This is a genomic window from Leptotrichia sp. oral taxon 223 (assembly GCF_013394795.1).
Taxonomy (GTDB): domain Bacteria; phylum Fusobacteriota; class Fusobacteriia; order Fusobacteriales; family Leptotrichiaceae; genus Leptotrichia.
In genome coordinates this window covers 881,748-895,835 of the sequence record NZ_JABXYU010000001.1, presented here as the reverse complement: position 1 = coordinate 895,835, position 14,088 = coordinate 881,748, and the positions used below count along the sequence as shown (strand labels likewise).

The following is a 14,088-nucleotide window of genomic DNA, read 5'->3' as shown; positions in this document are numbered from 1 at the left end:
AATTCCATTAGTTGAAAATATTTTTATGGAATTATAATAGAAGGAAGTGAAAATGTTGGACGTACTAAAAAATAATTTGAAAAATTTATAATTTTTGTAGGTTCAGTATCGTTTGGAATGTTGTTATTATTTAGTTTAATAAGCCTGCTTAGAAGTATTTAAGTTTTAAAATACAATAATTTGTGATTTAACCATAAGATTAAATAATATAAAATTTTAGTAGAATTATTATAGTTTTTGAGTTGTATTTTAGAGTGATTTTACTATAATTTGTGAAAATAAGAAAAATTAGAGAAATAAAAATTTGCAGAAGTGGAAAGGATAGAAATAGGAAATGGCAAAAAAAGATTATTATGAAGTGCTTGGCGTACCCAAAAACGCTTCGGAACAGGATATAAAAAAGGCGTATAGGAGTATGGCAAAAAAATATCATCCAGATAGAAACAAGGATAATCCTGAAGCTGAAGCCAAATTTAAGGAAGTACAGGAAGCACATGAAGTATTAAGCGATCCGCAAAAAAGGGCAGCTTATGATCAGTATGGACATGCGGCGTTTGAAAATGGAGGAGCTGGTGCTGGCGCAGGCGGCTTTGGTGAACAAGGCTTTGGAGGCTTTAGAAGCAGCACAGGTGGCTTTGGATTTGAGGATCTGGGAGATATTTTCGGAAGTTTTGGAAGTTTTTTTGATGGAAGAAGTCGTAGTCAAGGGCCAAGAGTACATCAGGGATCTGACTTGAGATATAACTTGAAATTGACGTTGGAAGATGTGGCTTTTGGTACAGAAAAAGAAATAAAATATAAAAGAGAAGGACAATGTAAAACTTGTCATGGAAGTGGTGCAGAACCTGGACATCATATGAAAACATGTGATAAATGTAACGGATCAGGACATGTAAGAGTGCAGCAAAGAACATTGTTTGGCATGACAAGTGGAATACAGGAATGTGACAAGTGTCATGGAACTGGAAAAATACCTGAAAAGGAATGCCATAGTTGTCATGGAACAGGCCTTGAAAAAGAAACATGCACAAGAAAAGTAAGATTCCCGTCGGGTATTGAAACTGGACAAAGACTTGTTGTAAGGGAAGGTGGAAACGCTGGAGAAAATGGTGGAATCTTTGGGGACTTATACGTGTATATAACAGTTGAAAAACATGATATTTTTGAAAGAATAAGCGAATACGATATTCATTGTGAAGTACCTGTAAAGATGACAACAGCTATTTTAGGCGGAGAAGTGGAAGTGCCTACACTTAGCGGCAAGAAAAAGATAGTAATTCCTGAAGGAACTCAAAATGGAAAAATATTCAGATTGAGAAATGAGGGAATTAAGTACAGCCGAAGTGAGAACAGAGGCGATGAAATTGTCGAAATAAAAGTGGAAACGCCAACAAATCTTACTGATAAGCAAAAAGAAATCCTACGTGAATTTGACGGCTCGTTAGACAATAAGAAAAATTTTAAAAAGGCAAATACTTTTAAAGACAAAATAAAAAGATTTTTTAGTAAATTTGAAAATTGAAAAAGTTTTTTTAAATTAAAATCTTGAGTTGAAAAAATAATAATTTATATTATATTTATTGTGTAAATAAAAAAATGGAATATTCAAGTTAAACAAAAAAATGTGAAAAGAGTACTTTAATCTTAACTGATTGGAGTATTTTTTTTGTATAGTAATAATCAGAATTCACAGTAATTTAATTTTACTTGAAATTATGAAAAATCACTTTATTGACTTTTTATACTCCAAGTGTTACAATAATATAAATAAAAAGATGGAGGTTTTCTTATGAAACAGAATGCTTTAATTAACAATATTGTTAAAATTGAAACAAAAGAAAAGGAGATTTTGAAAAATGTTCTCTTAGTATTAGGTGGAGTAGTATTTCTAAGTTTAATGGCTCAAGTTATGATTCCATTACCTTATACTCCGGTACCAATAACACTTGGAACATTTGGAGTTGCATTAATGGCATTACTATATGGCAGAAAATTAGGAACTGCTACTATACTTTCGTATGTTGCAGCAGGTAGCTTAGGTGCTCCAATTTTTGCTGGTGCTAAAGCAGGTTCTTTATTTTCAGCGACAGGAGGATATATCTTAGGATACATTGTTTCTACAATTCTTTTAGGATATTTAGCTGATAAGGGAGTTACAAAATCTTATGTGAAGACAATCCTTTCATTAATGCTTTCTAGTGCGATTATCTTGACATTAGGTGCATTGCAGTTATCATTATTTGTAACTGGTAAAAATGCGTTTATGGTTGGTGTGCTGCCTTTCCTTCCAGGAGATGCGTTAAAATCAACTGCTGTAACATTACTTGTCCCAACATTATGGAAATTTATTCCAAGAAAAGATGATAACAAATAATTAATCTATGAGTTATCTAAAAAGTTAAAACCAAAATAAAAATATTTGAGTATTATAAATTCCCGTTTTTTAGAAAAAATTTAAGCGGGAGTTTTTTTATGTAACCAAAGTTACACTAGTTTTTTGAAAAATATTATACAAGTTTCACTATAAAATTGTGGCAAGATTGCTACATAATACCTATGGTTAGACGGTTAGACTACGACTTTTATCTGCCTGGCTCCGAAACTTCTCCTTTTAGTCGTCAAGCAGTCGTAGCTGAACAAGTAAAAGCTCCGTCGGCTTATTAAAACTAAAAAATTATTAAAAGTATCTTGACAATCAAAGTATTTAGTGGTAATATAATATTGTTGTTAGGTAAGCCTAATTTTTGAATTAGGTTAAACTAAAATAGGAAGGAGTTGAGATGAGCAGAAGTATAGAAGATTATTTAAAGGGAATATATACTTTAAAAAAAAAGAAGGAATATTCCAATAAAAAACTTGCGGAATATTTAAATATCTCTCCAGCCTCAGTCAGCGAAATGATAAAAAAGCTGGTAAATGACGATTATTTAACTATTGACAAAAAAACAGTAAAACTTACTGAAAAAGGGAATGGATTTGCACTTGACATTATACGTAAACATAGGGTTTGGGAAGTTTTTTTATTTGAAAAGTTGGGATATGATAAGGAAGAAGTGCATAAAGAAGCGGAAATTCTGGAGCATGTAACAAGTGACAAGTTACTTCAAAAGCTGGAAAAATTCCTGTTTTATCCTAAGGAATGTCCACATGGCAGCCCAATTTTCTATGATGTAAAAAACTTCAATGAGGAAAATATTATAAAATTGTCTGAAGCTGAGGAAGATGACGAAATTGTTATACTAAGTGTAGAGGACAATATTGAATTATATGATTATCTGCGGGATTTGAATATAAATTTAAAGGAAGAATATATTGTGGAAAAAAAGGATCCGTTTGATGGACCGATATATTTAAAAAGTAAAGCAAATAATGAAAAAGTAGTAGCTTTCAATGCAGCAACTATGATTAAAGTTTATAAAAAAAATGAAGATATGGAGGAAACAGATTATGAGTAAAAATAATGTACTTAAAAAATTGAATTTGGTAATTGCGGTATGTGTGGCAATGATGTTGTTAATATCTTGTGGAAAAGGTGGAGCTGCATCAGGGAAAAAGATAAAAGTTACAACAACTACGACAATGCTTACTGATCTTGTAAAGACAATTGGTGGAGATAAAGTTGAAGTTACAGGACTTATGGGAGAAGGAGTAGATCCGCATCTATACAGTGCCAGTGCAGGTGATATTGAAAAACTTGGAAATGCTGACATTATAGTGTATGGTGGATTGCATTTGGAAGGTAAAATGACAGAAATTTTTGAAAAATTAACTTCTCAAAACAAAAATATATTAAATGTTGGGGATAAACTGGATAAAAGTAAAATTCATTTAGTCGAAGCAAATACTCCTGATCCGCATGTATGGTTCAATACAGAATTATGGGAAAAGGAAGCTGAAGCAGTGGAAGCTGAATTAAGCAAATTTGATCCTAAAAATAGCGGCTACTACAAAGAAAACCTAAAAAAATATAAAGCTGAACTAAATGAACTTACTACTTATGTAAAAACAAGAATTAATGAAATTCCTGAAAAAAGCAGAGTTCTTGTAACTGCTCACGACGCATTCAACTACTTTGGGGAACAATTTGGATTGGAAGTAAAAGCTATACAGGGTGTATCTACAGATTCTGAAACTGGTACAAAAAATATAAGTGATTTGGCTAATTTCATTGTGGAAAAAAATATAAAAGCAATATTTGTAGAATCTTCTGTTCCGAAAAAAAGCATAGAAGCATTGCAGGAAGCTGTAAAGGCTAGAGGAAAAGAAGTTAAAATAGGTGGAGAATTGTACTCAGATTCATTGGGGGATGAAGCACATAACACTGAAACTTATATTAAAACAGTTAAGGCAAATGCAGATACAATTGTAAATGCATTAAAATAAAATCGGTAATTATTTTTATTAATTATATATAAAATAATTCAAAAAAACATAGCAGAATAACTTTAATTATCACTCCCCTTTTATTATGTAAAACATAAAAAAATTCCTTAAAGTTGTTTTGCTATGTTATAATTTTTAAATTTAGGAGAGAAGTAAAATGAATCAAAATGTTTCTGATGATGTTATTATAAAAGTTGAAGATTTAACAATAGCATATGAAGATAAACCTGTTTTATGGGATGTTGAGCTGGGTATCAAAAAAGGTATTCTTATGGCGATAGTGGGGCCGAATGGAGCTGGGAAATCTACTTTGATTAAGGCGATGCTTGATTTGATAAATCCTGTCACTGGCGAGGTGAAATTTTATAATGAAAAATACGGTAAAGTAAGGGATAAGATTGCTTATGTACCTCAGAGAGGAAGTGTTGACTGGGATTTTCCGACTACTGTGTTTGATGTTGTGGAAATGGGACGTTATGGAAAAGTTGGATGGTTAAAGAAAGTTAGAAAAATTGATAAGGAAAAAACAAAGGAAGCTATTCACAAAGTGGAAATGGATGAGTTCTCAGATAGACAGATAAGCCAGTTATCTGGTGGGCAGCAGCAGAGGGTGTTTTTGGCACGGGCATTGGTGCAGGATGCAGAGATATACTTTATGGATGAGCCTTTTCAAGGCGTTGACAGCAAAACTGAAAAATCTATTGTAAATATTTTAAAAAAATTACGGGATGAGAAAAAAACTGTAATTGTTGTTCATCACGATTTACAGACAGTAAAGGATTATTTTGACTATGTGACATTTATAAATGTTTCTGTTATAGCTTCTGGGCCTGTGGAGAAAATTTTTACTCCTGAAAATATTGAAAAAACATACAAAAGTAAAAAATTAACTCAAAATAATAAAAATCAGTCTGAAATCGAAAAGAGGGATTAAAATGAACATATTAAATCTTCTTATTTCTGATCATACTTTTAGGACAGTTGCACTTGGCTGCTCGCTGCTTGGAATGGTTTCTGGAATACTTGGCTGCTTTGCAGTTTTACGAAAGCAAAGTTTATTGGGAGATGCGGTTTCTCACGCTTCACTTCCTGGAGTTTGCTTGGCTTTTTTATTTACAAACGTGAAAAATACAGAAGTTTTGCTGCTAGGTGCCTTAATAACAGGAATTGTATGTATCGGTTTGATCCAGTTAATTCAAAATTATACAAAAATAAAATTTGACAGCGCTTTGGCATTGATTTTATCGGTATTTTTTGGGTTTGGTCTCGTTTTACTTTCTTATTTGAATAAATTGCCAGGTGCGAATAAATCGGGATTAAATAAATTTATTTTTGGGCAGGCGTCAACATTTATTAAAAGAGATGTAAATATTATCCTGATTACCGGGATTGTTCTCCTAATTATAATTATTCTTTTCTGGAAGGAATTTAAAATTGTTTCATTTGACTCTGATTTTGCCAAGACATTGGGATTTCCAAGTAAAAAAATTGAAATATTGATTTCCATATTGATTGTAACTACTGTAATAATCGGTATTCAGGCGGCAGGAGTAATTTTAATAAGTGCAATGCTTATTTCTCCAGCAGTTGCTGCACGGCAATGGACAGACAAACTTTCAATCATGGTAATTTTGGCAGCATTTTTTGGAGGAATATCAGGTCTGCTTGGAACTTTGATAAGTATAAGTGAAAGCAATTTGCCTACTGGGCCTGTTATCGTTATAATTATAAGCATAATCGTGATTATTAGTATTCTTTTTTCAAATAAAAGAGGGATTGTATTTAAAATTATAAGGAATCAGAAAAGAAAAAAAGAATTTAGGGAAAAGCTTGAAAATAAAAAAGCTGGATTAAATAATTTTAAAATAAATAATTTGGAAAGGGGGAAATAAATTATGGATTTTTCATTTGAAATACAGTTAATTGCAATAATGGTGGCAAGTGCCTGCTCAATTTTGGGAACATTTCTGGTTTTAAAAAGTATGGCGATGGTTTCAGATGCGATAACACATACTATTTTGCTTGGAATTGTAATAGCATTTTTTGCAGTTCATGATTTGAACTCCCCTTTGCTAATCATTGGTGCGGGAATAGTTGGTGTTTTAACCGTTTACCTTGTGGAACTTCTTAATTCGACAAGGCTTGTCAAGGAAGATTCTGCAATTGGAGTGGTTTTCCCGCTGTTATTCAGTATTGCTGTAATTTTAATTTCAATGTATGCTGGAAATGTACATTTGGACGTTGATTCAGTATTGTTGGGAGAACTGGCATTCGCACCATTTAATCGGGTACAGATATTTGGCTTCAGTGTTGCAAAAGGGCTAGTTACAACTTTTGTAATATTTTTAATAAATGTATCTTTTGTTACTGTTTTTTTCAAGGAGTTAAAAATATCAGTATTTGACAAGGCTCTTGCAATAACACTTGGAATGAAGCCAGTATTAATTCACTATATGCTAATGTCGCTTGTATCAATGACAGCAGTGGCATCGTTTGAAGCGGTTGGTTCAATACTGGTGGTTGCCTTTATGATTGGGCCTCCAATTACAGCGTATTTATTGACAGATAAGCTAAAAGTAATGATTGGATTAAGCATTGTTCTAGGAGCTGTAGCAAGTGTGGCTGGATTTCATTTTGCAAGGCTTTTTGACATTTCAATCGCAGGAAGTATCGCAGTTGCAATTGGTATAATTTTTCTTTTAACATTGATATTCTCTCCAAGGAAAGGGCTAATTTTCACAATAAACCGAAAAAGAACTCAAAAAATGGTATTTTCAGTCAGAATTTTGCTAATCCATTTATCAAACCACATAAATACTAAGCAGGAAAAAGATGAATGTGGAATTGACACCATTGACAATCACTTACGTTGGAATAAAGGATTTTTGAATAAAGTTATTAAAAAAGCTAAAAAGGAAAAGTATATCTATGTGGACAGCAGTGTTTACAAACTTTCTGAAAAGGGAGAAAAATATTTGCAGTTAAATAATAGTTAATAATTAATTATCAGTCTTTGTATAGAGGCTGATTTTTTTTCATTTTTATTTTATTTAAAAATATCATATATTTTTTAAAAAACAATTATAATTTAAAAAATAATTAATAAATTAACTATACATTAAAAAATATGGTATTTTTATTGATTTATTATTTAATAGATGATATAATAAAAAAACTTAGTTTAAGCGATTGAATATGTATGAAAAAGTAACAAAAGATAATAATGATGAAACAGATAAAAAAGATAGAGAAAAAATGGATAAAGAAAAGAATTTATAAAGAAATGATGAAAAAATGGGGAGAAAAAGAATGATAAAAAAAATATTAATATTTTCAGTTTTTAGTATTTTATCTTTTTCAAAAAATTATACAATAAAGGAAGTAATAAAAATTATTACTGAAAATGAAAAATTTGAATGTAATCCAGATAAAAAAATTATAAAATTTGAAGGAGTAAATTTTATAGGACATTTAGATGAATTTGGCAAGCCTTATGGAGAATGGAAATTAAGAGATAATTCTATAATGCAATGTTTTTTAGATAATGAAAAGATCGGATATGAAAGTGGAAGATACTTTTCTAAAAGAAACAATGAGTTTAGTTTACTAATTTCATATTCAGATGAAAAAAATGAAGATGCAACTTTTATTCAATTTATAGCAGAACCAATTCTTGATAATAAAGTTTATTTATTTTCAAGAAAAAATGGTAAGTATAAGTTAATTAAAAATAAAATTATGACACTTACTGAAAATATTCCATTATATAATTTAGTTGTAATTGAATAATATTTTTTATTGCACGATACATTCTGGATTCATCCAAGTTCAAGGAAGATTTGGAAGTAGCAATACTTGAAGGAAAAGCTAAAGGAGAAACTGCATTAAAGTTCATAGAAACTGCTGTGAATGGAAGAAAAAGCAGTAATATTGGAGATCCTGAAAGAAGAACGGTTAATGAAATGAAAACTGTAATAAGGATTAAGACAACCAACAAAATCTAAGAAAAAAAGATATGTTAAAAACATTAATATCAGACAATTTAAACATGAACCTGAATATCATAATTATATAAGGAGTTTGAAATAATGAACAAAATAAAAATATTTTATATTGTATTTTGTATTACATTCCTTTTTCTAGTATTCATAAGTACAAAAAAAATAAAAGAAAATAAGCAGTTAAATTTAAATAAAAATTATCGTATAACCAAATATGAAGGGTATAATTTTGATGAGCAAATAGAATATTTATTAATTGGACCAGAATACAGTATAACTTTTTATGAAGAAAAAGATATAAATAAAGCAACACTTGATTATTATGGAGATATAGAAACTCTTGTAAAAATAAATGGTTTTTGGGTTGGAAAATTAGCACCATATGAAAAAATTATTGAAAAAGACTATTTAGGAAGAGAACTTTTTTATTTAGGAGAAGTTGGAAAGAAAAATCACGAGGAATTTTTAGAAAATTATGGTGGATATTTTGTAATTGGAGAAAATATTGAAAAATTTAATTTAACTTATAAAGAAGTAATACATTACGTTAAAGTTCCAAGAATTATTTTTAAAAATCCAAATAAATTATTACAGCAGTATGGCAACCAAAGTGATTTTACATATGAATATTTGAAAAAACAATATAATTATGTTTTAAAGGGGTACAATTTTACTGATGAACAATTATTGAAAATTTTTAAAAAAAGAAAATGTATATTGATATTGATTACACTATTAGCATTATTAATAGAACTAATACTTTATATGATTGCAAAAAAGATAAAGTTTAATAAAAGGAATAAATACAAATAGAGTGTATACATTCCAAAAATTATTTATAAAAAAGAAAATAGAGGAGGAGGGAATAAAAAAAGATGATGACAGAAACTTTTATAAATGAAACTTATGGAATAAATGGAATAACGAGAATATCATTAAAAAAGATAATAGAAGTATTTTCATTTCCAAATGAAGTAAATATAAAGTTTTCTAATAAAAAAAATCAATAAATATAAAGTTTATTTATGATGGATTAGAAGTCAATTATATATTGTATTTTTTTTCAGAAAATATCGAAAAGCCTGAATATCAAACATTATATTTTGATGTAAAATATGTACACTTAAATGATGATAGCATAAAAATAGGTGATGAAATAAAAACTGTAATTCCAAAAATAAAAAAATTTTTAAAAAAATACCAAAAAAAATCAGATTTTAAATATTCTGAAGATAAATATACAGGGAGATATTTATTTGATAATGAAAGTATTGATATATTTTTTCAAAAATATAGAAATAAAAAAATTGTTGATGGTATAATGATAAGTTTACCTTATGAAGATATATTACCTAATAATTATATCGTTGATGAAATTAAAAGTATTATAGAAATAAAAAATAAAATTGATAGTTTTTTTTGGAAATAAAGAAATACCTTCACAAGAAAATATGATTTGTTAAATTTATTCCTTTTTAGAAAAATACTATATATGAATAATCAATATACTAATTTTTAAAAGTTTTATCTCAAATAAAACAAAAATTTCAAACTCGTTTTAATAGCAAATTAAATTTTCAAATAATCGTTGTTGTAAAAGACATTGGTATTTACATTTATATATGATTAATGTTAAAATAATAAAAAAAGAAAGAAATATCAGTATGGCAAACAGCAACTTCTACGCCAACATCGGAGTAAGTGCAGGATACTCTGTTTCTAAAAATAGCAATAATTTTCACGTAGCTGGAGATGTTGAGAGCCAGACTATTGAATATCTTACTAATCTTGGTAAGTTAAAAGAAGATTTGAGTAAGGCTAAAGATGAAATAAAGGATGTTACAAAGGCACTTGATAATTCAATTCATGATCTAGGAGATGACAATAGAATTTTCTTTGGGCAGCTATCAGAAGTATTGATAACATAACAAGTCAAAGATTGATAGGTAAGACAGTAGATACTGAAATAGCAGGTGTTTTTAAGGATGCCTACAAGAATTTAGGATATGACATAAACATCATATTTTCAGATCCTAAAAATTCTCCGCAATTATTAGATGAGAAAGGAAAGCCAAAAACAGGAACAGCATATGTTGATGATTATGGAGTTAAAACAATAATAATCAATGCACAAGATTCAAAAAATGCAACAAAGGCTGGACTTATTGGAACAATAGTTAAAGAAGGAAGCCATGTAATAGGAAAAGTTGAAGGCAGACAGAGAAAGACTGGAACTGATGAGAAAGGACTAGAAAGCACAAGAAGAGCTTCAAATGAATACTTGCTGAGAAATACAAGGATGACAATACACCTATTAGTATCCATTCGGACGGGAAGGATTATTCCAATGTTGATTTTGGGGAGAATGTGGGGGACACAGGAGGAGCTTGTTTAGGTGGAAAATTATTACAAGATTGTTTGGCACGTAACAAAAAATTTATGGATGATTATAAAAAAGTTGATAGAAAAAAAATATTGCCTATAACAAGCTTCTTTTTAGACCTTTCTCCAGCAGGAACAATAAAAGGTGGAATAGAAGGAATAATTGGAAAGGATATACTAACAGGGGAAGACCTTAATCTTTTAACAAGAATTTTAAGTATTATTCCAATAGCAAGACCGGCTTTAAAGGGACAAAAAAACTTATAAAAATATTTAAAATTGCAGGCAAAAAACAAGTAGTGCTAGCAGATGGTACTGAGATAATGTTGAATTTAGATGAAGTTACTAAATTTGAAAAACAGGCTAAAGAAGCTAAAATTAAAAATAAAGGGAATTCTTCTAAACCTTCAACAGAAATGATTGTAAGAAGAGGGCACTTTAATGGAGAATATAAACCATCCCCAAAACATAAAGGACCTAAAATGCCTCCAAATGCAAGTCCCGATTCAATTCCTGATATTAAAACAGGTAATGATTTATTAAAAAATCATTCTTATAATTCGGCGACCAAAAAACAGAGGTTTGCTATATATAAAGGGAAAATGATAAAATTTCAACCAACTGGCACTAATAATGAATGGCACGCGTATGAACTAACGGATAAACAAATAAAAAGTCAACAAGTTACACTAGATGTATTAAAACAAATGCTAAAAGATGGTGTTATAACAAAAGCACAATATAATAAATGGCATTAAAGGAGAGTTTAAAAATGAAAAATATAAAATTTTATTTTGATTTTGAATACTTCCCAGAGATTTCGTATGAAAGTTATATTTTGAAATTTTATGTAGATGGGAAAGATTTATGTGAATTAAAAAATGAAAAATATAAATATGATAAATTGGGAGATATATATTTCACAGCATATTTACTTAAAGATAAACTGGATAAAATCTTAAATGAGCCTTTTCCAGATAAAGAATTGAAAATAAAAAAGGACAGAAAAGATACTGCAATCGAATTAGTAAAGAAAGCTAATGAACTTTATAAAGATGTAGCGTTTAATTTAGATAGCACGGAATTTTGGCTTTTGTACGAGTGGGCATACAATCATCAATTACCTCAAGCGAGTGGAGAAATATATCCAAGAGTTTTTTTTTCTGTAACAGGAAACAAAATTGAAATTACATGGGAAAGTGATAAAGAATTTAAAAACAGAAAAGGTGTTTATTATATCTCAAAGAAACTTTTTGAAGAAGAAGTTTTAAAATTTATAGAAATAATGTTTGAGAGAAGAGAAATTGTGGAACAAAAATTAGATCTTGTAGTAATAAATGGTAAAAAAATTTCTGCTAAAAGAAATTATGATACCGAAATGGAATTTGAAGATCAAATGTTGGAAGAATTGAAAAATGTAAATTATAATTTAAAAACAGTTTATGAATTAATTCATATGACGGAAAAAGATAGAATAATAGTGCCTATTATTTTAAAATATATAAAATTGACGAATAATATATATGATAAAGCAAATTTAATTAGATTTTTGGGAATAAAAGGGCTTTTTGAAGCGTTGCCTGATTTGGAAGAGCAATTAAAAGGGGAGGATAATTTGGATATAAAAGCGGCGATTTTGAATACAATTTCAGTAATAAAAAAATGATAATAAAGTCTCAAAATTTCCATCTATGAAGTAAAAAAATATTTAGTAAAGTAGCAGCTTTATTTAAAATGAGAGTGTCCAGAATTTTGTGTAAACTAAATATGAACTAAACGATAAACAAATAAAATCTAAACAAGTTACAACAGATAGAGGAAGCCAGTATATGAGTAAAGAATATCGTAAATTTTGTGCAAAAAAAGGCATAAGCATATCTTACAGCAGAAAAGGAAATCCTTATGACAATGCCTGTATAGAATCATTCCATGCAACATTGAAAAAAGAATATGTACATAATGAAAACTTTGAAAATCTAGAAAGTTTAAGAAGCGGAATGTACGAGTATATAGAAATATGGTATAATAACAGCAGAATACACAGTAAAATAGGATTTACAAGTCCGGATGAATACGAAGAAAGCATGAAGAAAGGAAACAAAGAAATTGCTTAAAAATAGTCTAAATTTTGGGGGACACTCCAATTTTCAAATAATCGTTGTTGTAAAAGACAGCGGTTATTTTTTCTCTCATTTTTATACATCCAAATAATTAATACAAAAATTTTAGTTATATCAAATTCGCCCATATAACCCCTATAAGCCAAAATTTTCATTTGAGGCATAGTTTTATTACCAAAAATTGATTTTTTAAGCTTTATGGGCATTATATGGGATTTTTAAATGATATTTTTGAATAGGTTAGATAGCATATTTTCTAAACCAGTTTTCAAAATTTTTGAAACTGTCAAAAGTAAAGTCCTGAACATAGCCATCATCTACATTTTTGATTTTTACATTCAGTTTATCATTCTTTTGATTGAATGCCAGAATTTCAAGATAGTTGTACTGTTCATAAAAACTGTCGTACATTTTAACTTTTCTGTACAAATAAAAATCAGATACCTTATTTATCCTATTTTTTTCTTCCTTCTGTATTTTTTCTTTTATTTTATGCTCCTTAACTTTTTCTATGTCAAATCCTGCCTGTTTAATCCCTTTAAGATTTTCCTGTTCAGCAACTTGTCTACTTTCTTTTTTTAAATGCAATTCAAATCCACTGACACTGCTTCTTCCACGTCCTGTTTTTTTGAATATTTTTTTATTATTTTTAAATTGTATTTTTCTCCAAGTTCACTTAAAATAGGCTGAAAAATCCTTTTGTCAATATCTGATATTTTATAGCTTTCAGAAATCCCTAGAAGTCTGTTAAACTCATCTATGGAAATTTTCCAGACTCCAGTGTGCCTAAATTGCTTTATTCTTCGATAAAATTCTTTTGTATAGGTTGATTTAAAGTTTACAAACTCATCTAATTCAAATCTCGTAAAATTGGAAGTCAATTCATTTAACAAAAACAAGAATTCATCATTGACGGAAACTTCCAAAGTCTGAAGACCCGTATCAATTACAAAAGACTTGAATAAGGCAAATTGGATTATTTTATTCTGATTGTAAAATGTAAAATTTATTTTTAATAATATTCAAAGCTAGTATTCATAAGGGTTACAGAGTATGTAAAAGATATAAATATAAAAATGGTATAATAAAAAGGAACTAAAAAAAATATTTTAAATAAAAAATTTTAAAAGTCAATAATTAATAATTAATCCTAAAAACATTGACAAAACATTTTGAAATGATATAATTATTATATTAAATGA

General features: G+C 28.9%; 20 protein-coding genes. 18 read left to right on the top strand and 2 right to left on the bottom strand.

Annotated features, from left to right (window positions below):
• The first annotated feature begins 334 nt into the window (after positions 1-334).
• The 18 genes from dnaJ to HW275_RS04120 all read left to right on the top strand — a co-directional run bounded on the left by dnaJ (position 335) and on the right by HW275_RS04120 (position 12,880).
• Positions 335-1,522, top strand: coding sequence for a molecular chaperone DnaJ (gene dnaJ / locus HW275_RS04200; RefSeq protein WP_178935387.1), 1,188 nt, complete (start codon positions 335-337; stop codon positions 1,520-1,522).
• Between the two features lie 267 nt (positions 1,523-1,789).
• Positions 1,790-2,374 carry a biotin transporter BioY gene (locus HW275_RS04195; protein ID WP_178935386.1) on the top strand — a complete coding sequence of 195 codons (585 nt, stop codon included), beginning with the start codon at positions 1,790-1,792 and terminating at the stop codon, positions 2,372-2,374.
• Between the two features lie 406 nt (positions 2,375-2,780).
• Entirely contained in the window at positions 2,781-3,455 is a 675-nt protein-coding gene (locus HW275_RS04190; RefSeq protein ID WP_026748722.1) for a metal-dependent transcriptional regulator, read from the top strand.
• Positions 3,448-4,383, top strand: a complete 936-nt coding sequence (locus HW275_RS04185; protein WP_178935385.1) for a metal ABC transporter solute-binding protein, Zn/Mn family — start codon at positions 3,448-3,450, stop codon at positions 4,381-4,383. Before HW275_RS04190 ends, HW275_RS04185 begins: the two co-directional genes overlap by 8 nt.
• 157 nt (positions 4,384-4,540) lie before the next feature.
• Positions 4,541-5,317 carry a metal ABC transporter ATP-binding protein gene (locus HW275_RS04180; RefSeq protein WP_178935384.1) on the top strand — a complete coding sequence of 259 codons (777 nt, stop codon included), beginning with the start codon at positions 4,541-4,543 and terminating at the stop codon, positions 5,315-5,317.
• A gap of 1 nt (position 5,318) precedes the next feature.
• A complete protein-coding gene (locus tag HW275_RS04175) occupies positions 5,319-6,275 on the top strand; it encodes a metal ABC transporter permease (protein ID WP_178935383.1) in 957 nt (318 codons plus the stop codon).
• Positions 6,276-6,278: 3 nt separating this feature from the next.
• The gene (locus HW275_RS04170) at positions 6,279-7,379 is read left to right on the top strand and encodes a metal ABC transporter permease (RefSeq protein WP_178935382.1); all 1,101 of its coding nucleotides are present in this window, start codon (positions 6,279-6,281) and stop codon (positions 7,377-7,379) included.
• Between the two features lie 313 nt (positions 7,380-7,692).
• Positions 7,693-8,172, top strand: coding sequence for a hypothetical protein (locus HW275_RS04165; protein ID WP_178935381.1), 480 nt, complete (start codon positions 7,693-7,695; stop codon positions 8,170-8,172).
• Between the two features lie 50 nt (positions 8,173-8,222).
• Positions 8,223-8,387: a hypothetical protein gene (locus HW275_RS04160; RefSeq protein ID WP_178935380.1), complete on the top strand. Its 165-nt coding sequence runs from the start codon at positions 8,223-8,225 to the stop codon at positions 8,385-8,387.
• Positions 8,388-8,471: 84 nt separating this feature from the next.
• On the top strand, positions 8,472-9,197 hold the full coding sequence (locus tag HW275_RS04155; protein WP_178935379.1) for a hypothetical protein: 726 nt from the start codon (positions 8,472-8,474) through the stop codon (positions 9,195-9,197).
• Positions 9,198-9,259: 62 nt separating this feature from the next.
• Entirely contained in the window at positions 9,260-9,394 is a 135-nt protein-coding gene (locus HW275_RS12370) for a hypothetical protein (RefSeq protein ID WP_255460012.1), read from the top strand.
• Between the two features lie 41 nt (positions 9,395-9,435).
• Positions 9,436-9,813, top strand: a complete 378-nt coding sequence (locus tag HW275_RS04150; RefSeq protein ID WP_255460011.1) for a hypothetical protein — start codon at positions 9,436-9,438, stop codon at positions 9,811-9,813.
• A 235-nt stretch (positions 9,814-10,048) separates the two neighbouring features.
• Positions 10,049-10,312, top strand: coding sequence for a hypothetical protein (locus HW275_RS04145; protein ID WP_178935378.1), 264 nt, complete (start codon positions 10,049-10,051; stop codon positions 10,310-10,312).
• An 11-nt stretch (positions 10,313-10,323) separates the two neighbouring features.
• Complete coding sequence (locus HW275_RS04140; protein WP_178935377.1) at positions 10,324-10,779, top strand: hypothetical protein; 456 nt, start codon at positions 10,324-10,326, stop codon at positions 10,777-10,779.
• Positions 10,752-11,033 (top strand): pre-toxin TG domain-containing protein, encoded by a 282-nt coding sequence (locus HW275_RS04135; RefSeq protein ID WP_178935376.1) that lies wholly within the window; start codon positions 10,752-10,754, stop codon positions 11,031-11,033. The genes HW275_RS04140 and HW275_RS04135 overlap by 28 nt, the downstream gene beginning before the upstream one ends.
• 32 nt (positions 11,034-11,065) lie before the next feature.
• Positions 11,066-11,524, top strand: a complete 459-nt coding sequence (locus HW275_RS04130; protein WP_178935375.1) for a hypothetical protein — start codon at positions 11,066-11,068, stop codon at positions 11,522-11,524.
• 14 nt (positions 11,525-11,538) lie between these two features.
• On the top strand, positions 11,539-12,432 hold the full coding sequence (locus HW275_RS04125) for a hypothetical protein (RefSeq protein WP_178935374.1): 894 nt from the start codon (positions 11,539-11,541) through the stop codon (positions 12,430-12,432).
• Between the two features lie 121 nt (positions 12,433-12,553).
• Positions 12,554-12,880, top strand: coding sequence for a transposase (locus tag HW275_RS04120; RefSeq protein WP_370464343.1), 327 nt, complete (start codon positions 12,554-12,556; stop codon positions 12,878-12,880).
• 246 nt (positions 12,881-13,126) lie between these two features.
• On the opposite strand, the gene HW275_RS12365 is transcribed toward HW275_RS04120, so the two are convergent.
• Entirely contained in the window at positions 13,127-13,474 is a 348-nt protein-coding gene (locus tag HW275_RS12365; RefSeq protein WP_255460010.1) for a hypothetical protein, read from the bottom strand.
• On the bottom strand, positions 13,465-13,833 hold the full coding sequence (locus HW275_RS12360) for a replication initiation protein (RefSeq protein ID WP_370464342.1): 369 nt from the start codon (positions 13,831-13,833) through the stop codon (positions 13,465-13,467). Before HW275_RS12360 ends, HW275_RS12365 begins: the two co-directional genes overlap by 10 nt.
• Positions 13,834-14,088 lie beyond the last annotated feature (255 nt).